General features: G+C 67.2%; 14 protein-coding genes. 9 read left to right on the plus strand and 5 right to left on the minus strand.

Going from position 1 to position 18724, the window contains the following annotated elements; translation table 11 throughout:
- Genes fadD10 through G6N57_RS16285 form a run of 4 tightly spaced genes read left to right on the plus strand, consistent with a single transcriptional unit; the run spans nt 1 to nt 6359 of the window.
- The gene (fadD10, locus tag G6N57_RS16270) at nt 1–1572 is read left to right on the plus strand and encodes a fatty acid--CoA ligase FadD10 (protein ID WP_077741451.1); all 1572 of its coding nucleotides are present in this window, start codon (nt 1–3) and stop codon (nt 1570–1572) included.
- On the plus strand, nt 1565–1810 hold the full coding sequence (locus tag G6N57_RS16275) for an acyl carrier protein MmaB (RefSeq protein ID WP_077741450.1): 246 nt from the start codon (nt 1565–1567) through the stop codon (nt 1808–1810). Before fadD10 ends, G6N57_RS16275 begins: the two co-directional genes overlap by 8 nt.
- Nucleotides 1797–6005, plus strand: coding sequence for an AMP-binding protein (locus G6N57_RS16280; RefSeq protein WP_077741449.1), 4209 nt, complete (start codon nt 1797–1799; stop codon nt 6003–6005). Before G6N57_RS16275 ends, G6N57_RS16280 begins: the two co-directional genes overlap by 14 nt.
- Before the next feature lie 3 nt (nt 6006–6008).
- Entirely contained in the window at nt 6009–6359 is a 351-nt protein-coding gene (locus G6N57_RS16285) for a cation transporter (protein WP_234815847.1), read from the plus strand.
- Between the two features lie 20 nt (nt 6360–6379).
- Here the strand turns inward: G6N57_RS16285 and sigC are convergent, their stop codons facing one another.
- The gene (sigC, locus tag G6N57_RS16290; protein ID WP_077741448.1) at nt 6380–6946 is read right to left on the minus strand and encodes an RNA polymerase sigma factor SigC; all 567 of its coding nucleotides are present in this window, start codon (nt 6944–6946) and stop codon (nt 6380–6382) included.
- A gap of 109 nt (nt 6947–7055) precedes the next feature.
- Between sigC and G6N57_RS16295 the strand changes: the two genes are divergently transcribed.
- Nucleotides 7056–9350, plus strand: coding sequence for a heavy metal translocating P-type ATPase (locus tag G6N57_RS16295; RefSeq protein ID WP_097926439.1), 2295 nt, complete (start codon nt 7056–7058; stop codon nt 9348–9350).
- On the opposite strand, the gene G6N57_RS16300 is transcribed toward G6N57_RS16295, so the two are convergent.
- Both G6N57_RS16300 and G6N57_RS16305 read right to left on the minus strand, forming a co-directional pair.
- Entirely contained in the window at nt 9314–9799 is a 486-nt protein-coding gene (locus tag G6N57_RS16300) for a hypothetical protein (protein WP_077741446.1), read from the minus strand. The genes G6N57_RS16295 and G6N57_RS16300 overlap by 37 nt on opposite strands.
- 267 nt (nt 9800–10066) lie before the next feature.
- Nucleotides 10067–12022 carry a cytochrome c oxidase assembly protein gene (locus tag G6N57_RS16305; protein WP_077741444.1) on the minus strand — a complete coding sequence of 652 codons (1956 nt, stop codon included), beginning with the start codon at nt 12020–12022 and terminating at the stop codon, nt 10067–10069.
- A 151-nt stretch (nt 12023–12173) separates the two neighbouring features.
- Here G6N57_RS16305 and G6N57_RS16310 point away from each other — a divergent pair, with 151 nt between their 5' ends.
- Complete coding sequence (locus tag G6N57_RS16310) at nt 12174–12815, plus strand: DUF5134 domain-containing protein (protein WP_077741443.1); 642 nt, start codon at nt 12174–12176, stop codon at nt 12813–12815.
- A 4-nt stretch (nt 12816–12819) separates the two neighbouring features.
- Here G6N57_RS16310 and G6N57_RS16315 read toward each other — a convergent pair whose 3' ends face one another.
- Together G6N57_RS16315 and G6N57_RS16320 are read right to left on the minus strand one after the other, a co-directional pair.
- Nucleotides 12820–13527: a zf-HC2 domain-containing protein gene (locus tag G6N57_RS16315; protein ID WP_077742048.1), complete on the minus strand. Its 708-nt coding sequence runs from the start codon at nt 13525–13527 to the stop codon at nt 12820–12822.
- A 42-nt stretch (nt 13528–13569) separates the two neighbouring features.
- Nucleotides 13570–14976 carry a short-chain fatty acyl-CoA regulator family protein gene (locus G6N57_RS16320; protein ID WP_077742047.1) on the minus strand — a complete coding sequence of 469 codons (1407 nt, stop codon included), beginning with the start codon at nt 14974–14976 and terminating at the stop codon, nt 13570–13572.
- 120 nt (nt 14977–15096) lie between these two features.
- On the opposite strand from G6N57_RS16320, the gene prpD reads away from it, so the two are divergent.
- The 3 genes from prpD to G6N57_RS16335 are packed head-to-tail and all read left to right on the plus strand — an operon-like array spanning nt 15097 to nt 18710.
- Nucleotides 15097–16602 (plus strand): 2-methylcitrate dehydratase PrpD, encoded by a 1506-nt coding sequence (gene prpD, locus G6N57_RS16325; protein WP_077742046.1) that lies wholly within the window; start codon nt 15097–15099, stop codon nt 16600–16602.
- 60 nt (nt 16603–16662) lie between these two features.
- Complete coding sequence (gene prpB / locus G6N57_RS16330; protein ID WP_077741442.1) at nt 16663–17580, plus strand: methylisocitrate lyase; 918 nt, start codon at nt 16663–16665, stop codon at nt 17578–17580.
- A complete protein-coding gene (locus G6N57_RS16335) occupies nt 17577–18710 on the plus strand; it encodes a bifunctional 2-methylcitrate synthase/citrate synthase (protein WP_077741441.1) in 1134 nt (377 codons plus the stop codon). The genes prpB and G6N57_RS16335 overlap by 4 nt, the downstream gene beginning before the upstream one ends.
- The last annotated feature ends 14 nt before the right edge of the window (nt 18711–18724 follow it).

The raw sequence follows: 18724 nt of genomic DNA on the forward strand, positions 1-18724 counted from the left end.
ATGACACACCCACCAGCCACGGTGCTGGCACGCATCAGCGAGCGGGCACGACAGCAACCCGAGACGATCGCTCTTCGTCGGTGCGACGGAACCAGCGTGCTCCCCTACGGAGACCTCATGGCCGAAGTGGACTGGTTGGCAGCCGATCTGGTCTCCAAGGAGGTCGCGCCGGGAGACCGGGTGTTCGTCCTCTCGGACAACGGTCCCGAGACGTATCTGGCGGTGTTGGCCTGCGCGAGAGTCGGTGCCATCGCAGTCATGGTGGACGGCGCCCTCCCCACGGCAACCATGGACCGGTTCGGCGAGATCACCACTCCCGGCGCGATTCTGATCGCGCCCGGCTGCCGGATGCACACCGCCGAACTCCCGGGTTCGCTCCGGTCGATCCCTGCTCTGCATGTCAGTGTCGGCGGTGGACCGAACGGCCGTGAAGCTGATCGGGTCCCGGAAACATTGCCCGGCATCCCCGCCGGGGGAGCCGATCATCCACTGGCGATGATCTTCACCAGCGGAACGACGGGTGCACCGAAAGCAGTGCTGCTGCCGAATCGGACGTTCTACTCCGTCGCGGACATTCTGCAGCGCGAGCACTTGACCTGGGTCGACTGGGTTGTCGGCGAAACCACGTACTCACCGTTGCCCGCGACCCACATCGGTGGACTGTGGTGGATCCTGAACTGTCTGATGCAGGGCGGACTGTGTATCACCGGCGGCGAGAACGGGTTGTCGATCGGGGAGATTCTCGCTCGGAACGCTGTCGCGACGACCTGCCTGGTTCCCACCCTGTTGAGCCGGCTGGTGGCCGAGCTGCGGTCCACCGGGGCGCCGGTCCCGCCGTCGCTACGGATGGTCGGATACGGCGGATCGCGCGCCATCGCCTCTGATGTCGGCTTCGTGGAAGCCGCCGGTGTCCGGACCGCGCAGGTCTACGGGCTCAGCGAAACAGGTTGCACCGCACTGTGTCTACCCACCGATGAGGGGTCGATCGCCAGGATCGAAGCGGGCGCTGTCGGGCGGCCCTATCCCGGCGTCGAAGTCCACCTCGATGGTGACGGCGCCGGCCCGCCCACGCGTTCCGGCGCAGATTCTGCCACCTCGGGCACGCTGTGGATCAAGTCGCCGGCGAACATGCTGGGCTACTGGGAGAACCCCGAGCGGACTGCCGAAACCCTGGTCGACGGATGGGTGAACACCGGCGACGTGCTGGACCGGCACGAGGACGGCTTCTTCTACATCAGGGGCAGGTCGTCGGAGATGATCATCTCCGGCGGCGTCAACGTCGCGCCGGACGAGGTGGACCGTATCGCCGAGGGAGTGGCCGGCGTCCGCGAGGCGGCCTGCTACGAAATTCCCGACGAGGAGTTCGGGGCGCTGGTCGGGCTCGCCGTGGTGACCTCGGCTGTTCTGGATGAATCAGACGCCAGGAGGCTCAAACACACCATCGCCGCGCGTTTCCGGCAGGAATCGGAGCCCATGGCCAGGCCTTCGACGATCCGGTTCGTGCCTGACATTCCACGAACCCGGTCCGGCAAGATCGTGCGGGCGGCACTGGGCGCGGTGGCCGATGGCTGAGACGCTGAGAAGCAGTATCCTCAGGGCGCTCTCGGAGGTGCTGTACGTCGACGAGACGGATCTCGTCGACGGAGATGAAACCGACCTCAGGGACCTCGGTCTGGACTCGGTTCGGTTGGTGCTGTTGATGAAGCACCTGGGCATCGATCGGGAATCGGACGTGCCGCGGCGACTGGCGGACAACCTGTCGATCGCAGGCTGGGTCCGGGAGTTGGGGCAGTCGGGTGAGCCTGCCTGAAAACTCTGATGCGCACCGGGTTCCGCTGAGTCGCTCACAACAGAACATCTACCGCGGAGCGGTCCACGACGATGACCACGGCCTGTACCTGATCGGCAGGCGATACCGGTTCCAGCCGATTCCACAGACGGAGTTCTTGAGCGCCCTGTACGCGACGATCCTCGCCAACCCCGTGCAGTTGTGCATCCTGGTGGCGCCGTCCGATGCCGGCGGCTATCCGGATCTCGTGCCCAGGCTGGGAGTCGACGACATCGTGCGGGTGTGCGGCGCCGACGAAGACACAGAGCTGGCACATGAATGGCGCGCGGGAATTCTCCAGAAGCCGTTGGCGCGCTACACCGTGCGCGTCGACGGCCGCGGCCTGGTGCACGGCCTCGACGCCCATGCCCATCACGTCCTGCTCGACGGGGGTGCGATCGGCGTCGTCGAAGCTCATCTGGGTCGCTTTCTCGCCGGCGGGAGACTGCCCGACAACGCCTGTGTCCGTGACGGACTGACCCGCGTGGCCTCCGCACACCGCCGAGAGGCTGCCCGGATCGACGAGGCGGTGCAGCGGCTCACCGCCGTCGTACAGCGTGAGCTCACCGCGGCCGCCGAACAGGGCGGCCATGGACATGCCGCCGACGGCCCCGTATCCGCGGCCAGAGGAGTCCTCGTCGAGTCCGTCGTGATCGGGGCGCAGGACTACGACGACGTTCTCGCCTTGGCCGACCGGGAGTGCGTCCCGCTCAACGTGATGGTTGCGGCGGCGGCGACGGCCGTGCACGCGGGCCTCCGCGAGAGCACCGAGACCCTCCTGGTGCACGCGTTGGACAACCGCTTCGGTGACCCTGAGCTCGATGTTGCCACGTGCCTGGTCAACTCGATCGCGCAGCCGGTTCGATTCCCGCCGCACGCATCGGTGGCGGAGGTGGTGCGCGCTGTGGACCAGGGATACGTCAAGGCCGGCCGCCGCCGCTGGCTGCGCGAAGAGCATTACCGCCGAATCTATCTGGCGATCAATCGAACGACCTCCGTCGAGACACTGACGCTCAATTTTCTGCGTGAGCCCTGTGCGCCCGCACTGGTGCCGTTCTTGGTTGGTCCGCCGGTGACGACGCACATCGGCCCGGTCGAGGGCCTGACCGTGGCAGCTGTCCTCGACGAGCAACGGCGCACGCTGACCCTCAACATCTGGGACAGGCACGAGCAACCAAGGCGCACCGCGGGCGAGGTTGCCGGCCGGGTCGCGTCGGCACTGACATCGATGACCGCGATGTGGGACCTGCCCATTGCTGCGACGGTCGATGCGTGGCACAGCATCGACGACGACGGGAGGTTGTGTTCGGATTCGCGCCGGCCGGTACCCGAGGAGCCGGGTGCTCCCGCGTGGTTCCTCGCTCGCCGCGAGTCGATCGACGAATGTCGCAGGCGGCGTGACCATGTCGACCCGTGGATCGCCCGGCTGCTCGAAATCGAGGCGGTCCCAGGCGATGTGATGGTGTTCGCCGACGACGGCTCCGACCAGGCGATCGACCTCATGATCGCCTGTCACCTGTCCGGCTGTGGCTACAGCGTCTGTGACCGCAGCGACCAGGTGGGACGGCGGGCCGAGGCGATCCGAGAGCACGCCGCCGGTATCGCCGTGCACATCGTCGACATCGATTCGGCGGACTCGCGAGCCCGCGCCGCCGAACGTCGTGCGCTGATCGATGCGCGCGTCGAACAGACGGTTGACGACCCGCGCCTGGCCACCAGGACCGCCTACGTCATGCCCACGTCCGGGTCGACCGGGGAGCCCAAACTCGTTCAGGTCAGCCATGGTTCGCTGGCGACATTCTGCGTCGGGATGACACGTGCCTACGGTTGGTGCGCGGACGACACCATTCTCCAATGTGCGCCGCTGACCTCCGATATCAGCGTTGAAGAAGTCTTCGGCGCTGCATCGATCGGGGCGACCCTGATCCGCTCGGCGGCGATGAAAGCGGGTGATCTGCAGGCACTCTCCGCAGAGCTGGTGGCACACGGCGCGACCGTCGTGGACCTGCCGACCGCGCTGTGGCACCTGTGGTGTGAGGACGTCGACACGACCGCCACCGTCGGTCCCTCCCGGCTGCGCCAGGTTGTCATCGGTGGTGAGCCCATCCGACCGAGCACCGTCGACAAGTGGGTCAACTCCGCAGGCACCGAGGGCGTCTCGCTGGTGTCGAGCTACGGGCCGACGGAGACCACGGTGGTGGTGACGCACCTGCCGATCACCGACGGCGGCCGGGCTCTCGAGTCGGGCGCGCGCCTTCGGCTGGGGCGACCGCTGGTTCCGCACACGGTGGTGATCGCATTCGGCGAAGTCGTTGTGCTGGGGGAGCTGGTGGCCGATGGCTATCTCGGCGTGGACGGAGCCGGTTTCGGATCGGTGACCATCGCCGGCGGTCGACGGCACCGCGCGTACGCGACGGGGGACCGGGTGACCGTCGACGCCGCCGGGTATCCGGTGTTCGCGGGGCGCAGAGATGCGCTCGTCAAGATCTCCGGCAAGCGGGTCGACACGGCCGCGATCACCAGAACGATCATGGCGGACCCGTCCGTTCTCGACATCGCCGTCGAGCTTCACAACGGCGGTCTCGGGGTGTGGTTCGAGACCCAGCGGACCCGCAGCGGTGACGAGGACCCCGCTGCGGCAGCACGTATCAGGCGCGTCCTGGTGGATTCGCGGGTGCCCTCATACTTCGTCTCGGGCGTCGCCGGTATTCCCCGCAAACCCAACGGGAAGACCGACACGACAAGGCTGCGCGCGGTCGCGGCAGCCGGGCCGGGCCGGCCGGCCGATGAGCCATCGGACGAACCGGCGGCCGGACTTGCCGGCTTGTGGAGTGCGCGTCTGGAGCGGCTGATCACCCCTCATACCTCGCTGTTGTCGGAGGGCATCGGGTCCTTGGATCTCGTTCGGATCCTGCCGGATACGCGCAGGCATCTCGGCAGGCAGGTTTCGATTCTCGATCTGATCAGCGCCGACACGGCGGCGAACCTGGTCGACGACATGTCGGTCGGCGACAACTGGATGGACGCAGGTACCGTCGCCGAGATCGAACGTGACTTCACCGCGTTCACGGGGCCGCGCCTCCGCGCGGCGTCGAACCCGCGGCGACCACCGGGCCGTGGCACAGGGCCTGTCCTGGTTCTTGGAGCGTCGGGCATTCTCGGCACCGGATTCGCCGAGGCGATTCTGAGCCTGAGCCGTGAGCAGCGCGCCGAGGTGATCCTGGCCATGAGGTCGGTCCCACCCGACAACCGGACCTGGATGGAACTGCGTCGCACACCGGGGGTACGGATCGAGCAGTTGAGCCCCGCGTTCGGTCCGGCAGAGCTGGAGACGCTGATCCGCCGGACCGGAGCGCGAACCGTCGTCAACTGCATCGGGAACACGAACGTGGTGGTGCCGTACTGCGAACTACGTTCGGCCAACGTGGAATTGGTGGCCGCGATGGCACAAGCCTGCAGCGCTTCGGGTACCCGTTTGGTGCACTTGTCGACGTACGTCGTCAATGCGGATGTGGCCGCGCCACAGGTGGTCGATCCGCGTCAGGCGCCCTACCCGTACGCCGCCACCAAGGCACTCGCGGAACTGGCCGTGGCCGGCGCGGTCGGAGAGCTGGACTTCACGATCGTGCGGCTGCCCCGGGTCCTGGGCACACTCGGGCAGGTTCGAGGATCCACCGACATCCTGGTCTCGATCGTCGACGCCTGCCACGCGCTACAGGCCTATCCGGCAGTGGAATTGACCGAGGAAGTGACAATCGGGCGCGCGGCCGCGACGAGCATTCTGCGCAGATTGCCCGAGCTCGGCGGATCCGACGAACTGGGCTGCGGGATCGAAGTGCTGCGGGGGCAGGCCGTGGCGTACCGCGAACTGCTCGGCGGGATCGCCTCACAAGAGCTCGACAGTCACGAATGGAAACGCCGGCTGGATGAAAGTGATTGGGCGAAGGCCAATCCGCGGCGCTGGTCGGTGATCGACGCCTGGATCGGATTGGGTCTGAGACTCGATGGCCGCTCGTATGCGCAGTACCTGACCGCCTACCCGGCCCTCCCGCTGGGAGTCCGATCCGTCGGCGAACTGTTGGCGCCACCGCCGTCGCTACGGGAACTGCTCGCCCGCGGTGCGGGAACCAGTGGCTCTCGTCCAACGACCTATCAACCAGACGCCGCAAGACAGTGAGGGATGGCAGTGACCGACGTAGCCGCACACCGCAACCAGACACCGGGAACCCGACGGATCCGACTCGACGTGACAGGAATGTCCTGCGGATCGTGCTCGCGCCGGGTCGAGAACACGCTGAACAAGATCGACGGAGTGCACGCCTCGGTCGCCATCGCCACCAAGATCGCGACCATCGACGCCCGCCACGACATCACCGTCACCGACTTGTGCGAGGCCGTTGAACAGGCCGGTTACCGCGCCGAGGAACGGACCGGCAACAACGACGAGGATGAGGTCCCCGGGCCGGAGCCGAAGGATTCGGTGGTGACGAGGGTCATCCGCTGGGTGACCGCCGGCCACATGGGCGGCTGAGTGTCAGAGCGCCGGCACCGCTAACCGGTCAGATCGTCCCGCTCGACCGCGGCGATCAGATCTTCCCGGGCGCGTGCCACCCGGGAACGAATCGTGCCGACCGGACAGCCGCACACCTCGGCCGCCTCGGCGTAGGACAACCCGAGGACCTGGGTCAGCAAGAGCGCGTGCCGCCGGTCGGGGTCAAGGCCGTCCAGCAAGAGGCGGATCTCCACCATCTTCTCGAAGCCACCGACCGGGCGGTAGCTCTCCAGGACCTGCTCGACGTCGACTCCGTGCTGGGTCCGCGGCCGACTCTGCTTGTGCCGAATCTGGTCGACCACCACGCGCCGAGCGATCGACAGCAGCCAGGTGCGCGCAGACGACCGGCCGCTGAACCGGGGCAGCGCGGTGATGGCGCGCATGAACGTCTCTTGCGTCAGGTCGTCGGCCGACCCGGCGTCACCGAGGTAGGCGACGGTTCGCCAGACATCGGTCTGGGTGGCCCGGATGAATTGCTCGAGCGCTGCCGAATCACCGCGGCCGGCGGCGAAAGCCAGCCGCGTAACGTGGTCCTCGCCGCGTTCGGTAGTCACGGTCCTCGACATTATTCGATGCCTCCCGGGAACTCGGCATCGGGCCGGAGCGACTACATATTCGGTGACGATTGTCGGTGACGTAGGCCACCGGCGTGGTGAGTGAGCAATTGGAGTAGTGGTGACGACAGCAACTGTCCCCGACGATGAGGTGACCCAGCGCATTGCGCTCGACGTCACAGGAATGTCGTGCGGGGCCTGCGCCGCCCGCGTGGAGAACAAACTCAACAAGGTCGACGGGGTGCGCGCGTCAGTGAACTTCGCCACACGTGTCGCCACTGTGGAGGCCACCCCCGACGTCGGCGTCGAGCAGTTGTGTGCGGTCATCGAGCGCGCCGGCTACCAGGCGGCCCCCCGCGCCGAGCGCGCCACGACGGACGTCGACCCCGATGCCGACCATGCCCGCAGCCTGCTCCGGCGCCTCGCGATCGCCGCGGTGCTGTTCATCCCGCTGGCCGATCTCTCGGTCATGTTTGCCGTGGTGCCCGATACGCGGTTCACCGGGTGGCAGTGGGTGCTCACCGCGTTGGCGGCTCCGATCGTCACGTGGGCCGCATGGCCATTCCACCGCACCGCGCTGCGCAACGCCCGGCACGGAACCTCGACCATGGAGACCTTGATCTCCATCGGCGTCACGGCCGCCACCGTGTGGTCGATGTACACGATCTTCTTCGACCATCAGACCTACCACGCGGCGGGTGTCTGGCAGGCGCTGCTCGGCAGCGACGCCATCTACCTCGAGGTCGCCGCCGGGGTAACGGTTTTCGTGCTCGCCGGCCGGTACTTCGAAGCCCGGGCCCGTTCGCGCGCCGGGGGAGCGCTGCGGGCGCTGGCGGCGCTCGGCGCCAAATCGGTGACGGTGCTGCTGTCGGACGGTGGCGAACTCGTGTTGCCCGCCGACGAGCTCAAAGAAGGCCAGAAGTTCGTCGTCCGTCCCGGTGAGGCCATTGCGGCCGACGGCCTCGTGGTGTCGGGCGCGGCCGCGGTCGACGTCAGCGCGATGACCGGGGAGTCGAAACCGGTACAGACACACGAAGGTTCGAGCGTCGTGGGTGGCACCGTCGTCCTCGACGGCCGGTTGGTCGTCGAGGCCGCCGCGGTCGGACCCGACACCCGGTTCGCCGGGATGGTGCGCCTGGTGGAGCAGGCACAGGCGCAGAAGGCCGACGCGCAGCGACTCGCGGACCGTATCGCCTCGGTGTTCGTGCCATGTGTACTCGTCATCGCTGCGGCCACCGCGATCGGTTGGCTGTTGGTCGACGGCGATGTCAACCGGGCGGTGTCGGCGGCCTTGGCGGTCCTGGTGATCGCCTGCCCGTGTGCGCTGGGACTGGCCACCCCGACGGCGATGATGGTGGCCTCGGGACGCGGCGCTCAGCTGGGTATCTTCCTCAAGGGCCACCGGGCCTTGGAGGCGATCCGTGCGGTCGACACCGTGGTGTTCGACAAGACCGGCACCCTGACCAGCGGGCAGCCTCAGGTCATCACCGTCGCGGTGGCCGAGGGATGGGCCGAGGACGAAGTTCTCGGATTCGCGGCAGCCGTCGAGTTGGCATCCGAACACCCGGTGGCGCATGCGATCGTCACCGCTCGCGCAGGTCATGACATCGCCGAGGTGCAGAGCTTTCAGGCGTTCGCGGGCCACGGGGTGTCCGGGTCGGTGGACGGTGCCGCCGTGGTCGTCGGACGGCCCGCCTGGGTGACCCGGGACCGCGTGGTGCCGGCCAACCTCGCGGCGGCCCGCAAAGCCGGCGAGTCGCAGGGCCAGACGGTCGTGTTCGTCGCACACGGCGACACCGTCTGCGGGGCCATCTGCATCGCCGACGCTGTCAAGGAGTCAGCGGCGGGTGCCATCGCACAACTGCACGCCGAGGGCATGAAAACCATGCTGCTGACCGGTGACAACGCGGCGACGGCCGCCGCGATCGGCGCGGCCGTGGGCATCGACGACGTGGTCGCCGAGGTGCTGCCCGAGGACAAGGTCGGCGCGATCGAGAAACTGCGCGAGCAAGGCCGGGTGGTGGCCATGGTCGGTGACGGGATCAACGACGGCCCCGCGTTGGCCTGCGCCGACCTGGGCCTTGCCATCGGCCGGGGGACCGACGTCGCCATTGGCGCGGCCGACATCATCCTCGTTCGCGACAACCTCGATTCGGTCCCGCAGGCGCTGGGTCTGGCCCGCGCGACGATGCGGACCATCCGGGTCAACATGATCTGGGCCTTCGGCTACAACGTCGCGGCGATTCCGATCGCCGCAGCAGGCCTGCTGAACCCGTTGATCGCGGGTGCGGCGATGGCCGTGTCGTCGTTCCTGGTGGTGTCGAACAGCCTACGGCTGCGCAATTACGGCACGGTCCAACCGAATACGTTCCGCGATGCTCAATCGCAGGAGCGGGCGGCGCGCATATCCGGTTGAGACGAGTCCAGCGGGGCCAGGCACACACCCAGCCACCCCGCGGTCAACGCCGCAACGGTGAGCGTGCCCAGCGCTGCAGGCACCCATGAGGCGGTATGTGCGGTGTGATGCCACCAGAACGTCCCGGCGCCGGCCACAGTGGCGACCGCTGACACACAGGTGGCCATGCAGCACCACCGAAACCTGCGACGTATCAGGGCGACAGCCGATGCCACCGCCGCCAGGGCGAACAGGGAGAAGGCCACGAGTGATATCCAGTGCCCGTTGCGAGTCGCGCCGGCGGGGACTTCGCCGGTTGCGAGCACGGCCACGGCCGCCGCGGTCAAACCGGTGGCCAGTGTCGCCAGCGCACCGGCGCGCCTCGCGCTGATCCACACGTCCTCGAACACCCGGCGCTCGATGGCCCGCAGTTCGGTCTCGACCGTCGCCGCCATCTCCTGAGAAGTCACTGAAATGCCTTTCGGATAGTCCGGGTGGTGTCGATCTCGATGGCCCCACTGATTGGTCGGCGGCACGTCGGGATTAGTTCCGTTGTGGCCTGATCAGCAGGTATCGGGCGTAACCTCACATGCATGACCAGCAATGAAACAGCCGGATCGACGAAGTGCGACAACCCGAACTGTACGTGCGAGAACTGCAACTGCGGGGCCAACTGCACCTGCGGTGCCGACGCCGCTGAATGATCTGAACGCCTCGCCCGTCCACTCGGCTGCAGCTCAGCGTCGGGTGCGGGAAAGTTCCTGCAGCATCGCGTTGTAGGCGTCCAGTTCGTCGTCATACCCGCGGTCGCTGTGGCGGTCCTCCCGGGCTCCCGCCCGGCGGTCCTGACGGGCCCACTGGGCCACCAGGGCGACCACCACGATGATCACCGGCACCTCGCTCGAGCCCCACGCGATGGCCCCGCCCAGGTGCTGGTCATCCGAGATGCTCTGCAGCCAGGGCAGATTGACGGACCGGTAGAAACTGTCGCCCAGTGACGAGGTCATCGTCATCGTGGCGATGCCGAAGAACGCGTGGAACGGCATCACGGCGAACAACAGCCCGAGCCGCCCCAGGAAGGGCAGCCGGCGCGGCCCCGGGTCGATGCCGATGATTCCCCAGTAATACAGGTAGCCGGTCAGCAGGAAGTGCACCGTCATGAACTCGTGGCCCCAGTGATACCGGATCAGGGTGTCGAACAGCGGCGTGAAGTAGACGAGATACAGCGAACCGACGAACAACACGAAGGCCGTCACCGGGTGCGACAGGAATCGCGTCACCGGTGCATGCACGAACCACGTCAACCATTCGCGAGGTCCCGGCGCTCCGCCCTTCGGCGCGGCGGGCAGCACCCGCAGGGCGAGGGTCACCGGTGCGCCGAGGACCAGAAGCACAGGGACGAACATGTTCAGCGCCATGTGCTCACCCATGTGCACGCTGAACATCGCCGATCCGTAGGCACGCACCCCGGAACTGGTGGTGATCAGCAAGGCCGCGCAACCGAGCGACCAGGAGATCGTGCGTCCCACCGGCCAATGGTCGCCCCGTCGTCGCAATCGCACCGCGGCGAAGAGATAGCCCAGCGCGAGCACGATGGCGGCGGTCCCGATCAACGGGTCGAACCGCCACTCGGTGATCAAGGTCAGCGGGCTCGGAGGCGCATCGAGCTGGTAGCCCAAAAAGACGTCCCACGTGGAGAACTCGTGAACGGTGAACCGGGGCGGCACACTCGTCGCGGCGAGGGCCACCGCGGCGGTGACGACGATCATCGCGGCCGCGGACACGGTGTTCGCCAGTCGCGACGGGGTACGGCGCGTCAGCAGCAACGTGCCGTCGCCAATCCACACCAGCACCAGCAGTACGCCGGCGACGAGGACGGCCAGCCCGTAGGTCGACCCCAGGATCGGCAACCCGCCCAGCATCAGAGTGGCCAGCAGTGCGCCGTAGACGACGGCGACCGCTCCGCACGCTACTTGCAGCATCTGGACCCGTCGCCGAACCGCGACGTCGCGCAGTCCGGCCGAGGCGGTCTTCGTGCCGGCCCACACCGCGACCGCCACCGAGAAGACGATCACCGCGCTGGTGGCGATGTCATGGTCCGGACCCTGCCCGGCGTTGCCGGTGACCGGTACCGCGATCACTCCGATCAGGGTCGGCAGCAGCGCCACACAGTGCCCGATCCACCGGAGCGTGAAGCGCATGCCGATCGCCAGAATGACCGCGCAGATCGCCGCTACGCACCAGCCGCGCGCGACCTCTGAGGCCGCGACGGCACTACCGAGGCCGGGTCCGGCGACGAGCCTGCCGACGGGGATGCCCGCGTCGGCGGACGCGGAGACGACGACCATGGCAGTGGCGCATCCGGCCCACACGATTGCCATGCGCTCGACGAGCAGATGCGCTGGAAAGGATTCCGCGTCGATCCGCCCGTCGTCACGCGGTGTCGCGGTCGTCACGATCCAGACGATGGCGCCGGCGCACACGGCACCGGAGAGAGTGGCGATCCAGTGCCCGAGTAGCCGGGCCGCGTTGGTGGCCGTCCCCGGGTCTGCGATCCCCGCGGCCGCCAGCCGTTGTTCACCCAGCTGCACAGCGCACAGGAACAGCACCACAGCGCATCCCGCGGCGGTGCCGAACAGCGTCGAGCGTCCCGGCCACACGCTGGTCCCACCGGGTATTTGCACACGCGACATAGTCGAACCGGCCTTCCGCCGCGGAAACGAACGAAACGTCGCGGCCAGCCGAGTCTACGACAATGTGTCGTAGTGCTGACGGGTGCGGGAACTTTGACGCAGGCGTCCGCGACCAATTGACGATGGCAGACGCAGGCAGACAGGACTTGGAATGATCGCCGATCTCGCGCTCCGGTGGGTGGTAACGGTGCTGTTCGCCCTCAGCTCTGCCGAATGCGCCTACGCCTTGGCGAACTCCCGGGGCAGGCCGGCCGTCGCGGTGGGTCAGGTGCTTCACCTGACGATGGCCGTCGCGATGGTGGTGATGGCCTGGCCCCGCGGCGCGCAGCTGCCGACCGTGGGTCCGATGTTCTTCTTCCTGGCCGCCGCCGTCTGGTTCGCGGTCGGCGTGCTGCGCTCTGCGGCGACGCAAAGCCGCCTGGTCGACGGCTATCACGCCGCGATGATGCTGGCGATGGCGTGGATGTATGCCGCCATGACCGACAACCTTCTGCCGCGCGGTACGGAAACCGTGGCCGGGGGTGGCCATGACATGGCCGCGATGCACTCGGCCGGCCACCACGGCGGCGGGACGGCGATGGCCATGGAGCCGATGCCGGTGCAGCCGCTGTGGATCCCGGCGATCAACTGGCTGTTGACGATCGGTTTCGTGCTGGCCGCGCTGGTCTGGCTGTACCGGTACTTCGCGGCACGTCAGCAGCACGTGGGAACGTCGTCGTTCTCGCAGTTCGGCACGTTGTGCCGGGCGATGATGGCGGCCGGCATGGCGATCATGTTCGGCGTCATGTTGTAGCGGTTCAGGCGGCGGGGTCGTCGGCCGCGCGCAGATGGCGACGGGTGGGCGCACCCGGATCCGCTTCGTCGTCGTCCCCACGTGCTCTGGGCGACGGATCATCGGGACGGGTGGCACGCGAGGCCAGGACCGAGAGGACCGCCGCCACCGCCACCGGAAGGTGGCTCAGGACGCGGACCGGTGTCACCTGACCGGCGATCGCGTCGGACACCACGTAATAGGCGAGGAATCCGCAGTAGATCACCAGCACGCAGGCCAGACCCGGGGCGATACGCCGACGGAAAGCCATTGCCACGGTGGCGATTCCGAGTGCAGCCGACCATGCCGTGGACTCGTTGAGCAGGTGGGCTCCGCTGGCCGATCCATGATGCGCGGCGACCATGCCGAAATTCATTCCCACGGCCTGGGCAACCGCCAGGACCACCTGGGCCACACCGAAGATGACGATCGCGATGGTCAGCCAGTGCCGGCGCAGCCAATGTCCGAGCCCTCCGAGCGCGGTGTTGCCGCGGTCGGCGCGCCCACTCACGGTGCCGATCAATCCGGTGTTGGCCAGATCGCGTAGCAGCAGGGCTTGCGCTCCCGCCTTGTCGTACCAGGCGGCACAGTCGCGGCAATCGCGCAGATGCTCGTCGACACGAGCAGAGGGGACCGGTTCACGCTCCCCGTCGAGGCGCGCCGAAAGCGCCTCTCGTGCCACCACGCAGTCCACCGGGCCATTGTCCCGCATTGACCTGCCGGATCGCACATCTGCTCAGGCTGACGGTGAGTAGGGCAGATTGCTGCTGGTCTGTGGGTCGACGTGGACTGGCCTGCCCACATACGGGAAGGCCCGTTGCGGGCAGGCCGGGCGGTCGCAGATCCGGCAGCCCGCACCGATGGGCACGGTGGCTTCGGGGTCGCTCAGATCGATGCCCACCGAGTACACCAGCTTGCCGGCGTGGCTCAGGTCGCAACCGAGGCCGATGGCGAAACTCTTGGGCGTTGCCAGGTATCGGCTCGGGGCGGAGACCGATGTTTTCGCGATCCAGAAGTAGCTGCGGCCGTCAGGCATCTGCGCCACCTGAGTCAGGAATTCGCCGGGCCGGGAGAACGCGTGGTGCACCACCCAGAGTGGGCAGTTTCCACCTACCCGGGAGAAGTGAAAAGCTGTGGCGGACTGACGTTTCGAGATGTTTCCCGCACTGTCGGTGCGGACGAAGATGAACGGGATTCCGCGCGCATCCGGGCGCTGGAGCGTGGACAAGCGGTGGCAGATCGTCTCGAACCCCACCTCGAAGCGACGGGCGAGCTGGTCGATGTCATAACGCAACTCCTCGGCGGCGGACAGGAACATCCGATAGGGGAGCAGCAGGGCGCCGGCGAAGTAATTGGCCAGCCCGATCCGCGCCACCTCCCTTGCCTCTGAACTCAATTGGTCATCGGTGGCGACGACGGCGCTGATCAGGTCGGACTGTGTCACCAAGGCGATCTGGGTGGCGAGCTGAAATGCGCGTTGGCCGGGCAGCAGCCACCGCGCCGCGTACAGCGTGCCTGCCTCGGGCAGGTACCGACGTTTCACACTGGGGCCCAGTACTTTTCCGTCGTCCACGATCACCCTGATGCCGTACTCCGAGGACAGTAGCTCGGTGAGCTGTCGGTCGAGGCCGCCGATCTGCAGGCGATGACGGGCGAAGAGGTCCTCGGCGGCGCGGTCGAGCGCATCGACGTAATTGCGGCGGTCGTAGAAGAAGTCGCGCACCTCTTCGAATGGCATGGGCTGCTGCGCATCCGCCTGCGCATCCAGGTTGGCGCGCGCGTGCACGGCCTCTAGCTCCGCAGAGGCATCGTGCAGGCGGCGGTGCATGCTGACCATGGTTTGGCCGACTTCGGGCATTCGCGCGACGAGCTCTTCGATCTGGGCGGTGGTGGCGGTGTCGGCCAGGATTTCGCGCAGGTCGGATACCAGCCGGGCGTCGGCATCGGGGGCGAAGTACTGGGTCGGCAGATCGAAGCGGTCGGACAGGGCCAACAACACCGGGACGGTGATCGGCCGCTGGTCGTTCTCGAGCTGGTTGACGTAGCTCGTCGACAGCCCCAGCGCACGGGCCAGCGCGACCTGGGTCAGGCCTCTCTCGTCCCGTAGCCGGCGGAGACGGGCCCCCGCGAATGTCTTGCTCACCACTGCCGAGGCTACCCCGATCAGCTTTCACAAGATTCGCAAATATGGCCGCCAAAGGACACAAAAATACGCATTTACAGGTGGTTTCCCTGATGGTCGCAGCTGCGTACCGTGCGGATCATGCTTGAACACGACGTCAGAACACGCCGCAGCGCCGAGGACTTTCCGCGCACCGAGCACTTGGCTTGGAAGATCGCCGAGGTTGCCGCCGACCCGGTAGCCGTCCCGCCCGAAACCGAGGCGATGGTGATCAACCGCATCATCGACAACGCCGCGGTGTCGGCCGCGTCGGTGATCCGCCGCCCGGTGACCGTGGCCCGCGCCCAGGCGCTCGCGCACAAGACACACCGCGGCGCAGGAGTGTTCGGTGTCGATGGCACGGTCTCAGCCGAATGGGCGGCCTGGGCCAACGGCGTGGCCGTGCGCGAACTGGACTTCCACGACACCTTCCTGGCCGCCGAGTACTCCCACCCGGGTGACAACATCCCCGCCATGGTCGCCGTGGCCCAGCAGCTCGGCGTGAGCGGCGCCGACCTGATCCGCGGCATCGCCACCGCCTACGAGGTACAGGTCGACCTGGTCAAGGGAATCTGCCTGCACCGGCACAAGATCGACCACGTCGCCCATCTGGGACCCTCCGTCGCCGCCGGTCTGGGCACGATGCTGCGGCTCGATCCCGAAACCATCTACGCCGCAATCGGTCAGGCCCTGCACCTGACCACCGCCACCCGACAGTCGCGCAAGGGCCTGATCTCCAGCTGGAAGGCCTACGCGCCGGCGTGGGCCGGCAAGGTCGCCATCGAGGCCGTGGACCGCGCGATGCGCGGCGAGGGCTCGCCGGCCCCGATCTGGGAAGGTGAGGACGGCGTGATCGCCTGGATGCTCGCCGGGCCCGAGCACACGTACCGGGTTCCGCTGCCCGGACCGGGCGAGCCGAAACGCGCCATCCTGGACACCTACACCAAGGAGCATTCGGCCGAGTACCAGAGCCAGGCGCCGATCGACCTGGCTCGGCGGATGCGCGAGCGCATCGGTGATCTGGACCAGATCGCCACCATCCTGCTGCACACCAGCAACCACACCCACGTGGTGATCGGCACGGGGTCGAACGATCCGCAGAAGTTCGACCCCGACGCGTCCCGCGAAACGCTGGACCACTCGGTGATGTACATCTTCGCCGTCGCGCTGCAGGACGGAACCTGGCACCACGAGCGGTCCTATGCCCCCGAGCGGGCGCACCGACCCGACACCATCGAGCTGTGGCGCAAGATCTCCACGGTCGAGGATCCGGAATGGACGCGGCGCTACCACTCGGACGACCCGGCCGAGAAGGCATTCGGAGCCAAGGCCGTCGTCACCCTCAAGAGCGGTGAGACGATCGTCGACGAACTCGCTGTCGCCGACGCCCACCCGCTGGGCGCCCGTCCCTTCGAACGCGACCGGTACGTCGGCAAGTTCGCCGACCTGGCCGACGGTGTCGTCGAAGCCGAAGAGCAGCAACGGTTCCTGAACGCTGTCGAGAGTGTTTCGGCGACCAAGTCCGGCGGCCTCGGCGCCCTCAATGTCCGGGTCGATCCGAGGGTGCTGGACAAGGCACCGACGGTCCCCTCGGGGATTTTCCGATGAGCGCTTGCGCGAAGAGAGAGGGCTTGCGATGAGCGCTTGCGCGAAGAGAGAGGGCTTGCGATGACAGGGCTGCTCGGCGCGGTCACGCCGGCCGCCGAGAAGCGGCGAACATTCCGCCGCGGGCTGGAATCCGGCCGGCTGCTGCGCTTGCCCGGTGCGTTCGCTCCGCTGGTGGCCAAGCTCGTGGCCGAGATCGGCTTCGACGGCGTCTATGTATCCGGCGCGGTCCTGTCCGCAGATCTGGGCCTTCCGGACATCGGGTTGACGACGCTGACCGAAGTGGCGGGCCGCGGCGCCCAGATCGCCTCGGCCACTGACCTTCCGACGCTCATCGATGCCGACACGGGGTTCGGCGAGCCGATGAGCGCGGCGCGCACCGTGACGCTGCTCGAAGACGCGGGCTTGGCGGGACTGCACCTCGAAGACCAGGTCAATCCCAAGCGGTGCGGGCATCTCGACGGCAAGGCCGTGGTCGAGACCTCGGAGATGATCAAGCGGCTGCGGGCGGCCGTCACGGCCCGCAGAGATCCGAACTTCATCATCTGCGCCCGCACCGATGCCGCTGGTATCGAGGGGATCCCAGCGGCGATCGACCGCGCGAAGGCCTATGCCGACGCCGGTGCGGACCTGATCTTCACCGAGGCACTGCACACTCCTGCGGACTTCGAGCAGTTCCGGGAGGCCGTCGACACTCCGCTGCTGGCCAACATGACTGAGTTCGGCAAGTCCGAACTACTCACCGCTGCACAGTTGTCTGACATCGGCTACAACGCGGTGATCTACCCGGTCACCACGCTGCGACTGGCGATGCACGCTGTCGAACTCGGACTGCGTGAAATCGCCTCGGCAGGAACCCAATCCGGGCTCGTCGATCAGATGCAGCACCGCAGCCGGCTCTACGAGCTGCTGCGTTACACCGACTACAACCAGTTCGATTCCGATATCTACAACTTCTCGCTGCAGGGGGCGACGTCATGACCGTTACCGCCAAAGACTCGGCCGCGCCCCGAATCTACAAAGGCCTGGCCGGCGTAGTGGTCGACACCACCGCCATCTCCAAGGTCGTGCCGGAGACCAACACCCTGACCTACCGCGGCTATCCGGTGCAGGACCTCGCTGCCCACCGCAGCTTCGAGCAGGTGGCCTACCTGCTGTGGTACGGCGAGTTGCCCACCGATCAGGAACTGGCCCTGTTCACCCAGCGGGAGCGAGCCTCGCGTCGCATCGACCGTTCGATGCAGTCGCTGTTGGCCAAGCTGCCGGACAACTGTCACCCGATGGACGTGGTGCGCACGGCGATCAGCTACCTGGGTGCCGAGGACCCGGAGGAGGACGACAGCAGCCCGTCGGCCAACTTTGCCAAGTCGCTGCGGATGTTCGCGGTTCTCCCGACCATCGTCGCTGCCGATATGCGCCGGCGGCGCGGGTTGGAACCGATCGGCCCGCACAGCCACATGGGCTACGCGGAGAACTTTCTGCACATGTGCTTCGGCGAGGTGCCGGATACGGTGATCGTGAACGCCTTCGAGCAGTCGATGGTGCTTTACGCCGAGCACAGCTTCAACGCCTCGACGTTCGCGGCGCGCGTCGTCACCTCCACCCAGTCCGACATCTACAGTGCGGTCACGGCTGCCATCGGCGCGTTGAAGGGCTCGTTGCACGGCGGTGCAAACGAGGCCGTCATGCACGACATGCTCGAGATCGGTTCGGCCGACCGGGCCGCACAATGGCTGCACGGCAAGCTGTCCCGCAAGGACAAGGTGATGGGGTTCGGTCACCGGGTCTACAAGAACGGCGACTCCCGGGTGCCCACCATGAAGGCGGCCCTGCGACAGGTCGCTGCGGTGCGCGACGGACAGCAGTGGCTGGATATCTACAACGTGTTGGAGAGCGCGATGTTCGCGGCCACCAAGATCAAGCCGAATCTCGACTTGCCGACCGGGCCGGCCTACTACCTGATGGGCTTCGACATCCCCAGCTTCACACCACTTTTCGTGATGAGCCGAATCACCGGGTGGACCGCTCACATCATGGAACAGGCAGCGTCCAACGCGCTGATTCGGCCGCTCAGTGATTACAGCGGTCATCCGCAGCGGGCCTTGGCGTAGCACACAGAAGCTCT

It is taken from the genome of Mycolicibacterium boenickei, from assembly GCF_010731295.1.
In the GTDB taxonomy this organism is placed as follows: domain Bacteria; phylum Actinomycetota; class Actinomycetes; order Mycobacteriales; family Mycobacteriaceae; genus Mycobacterium; species Mycobacterium boenickei.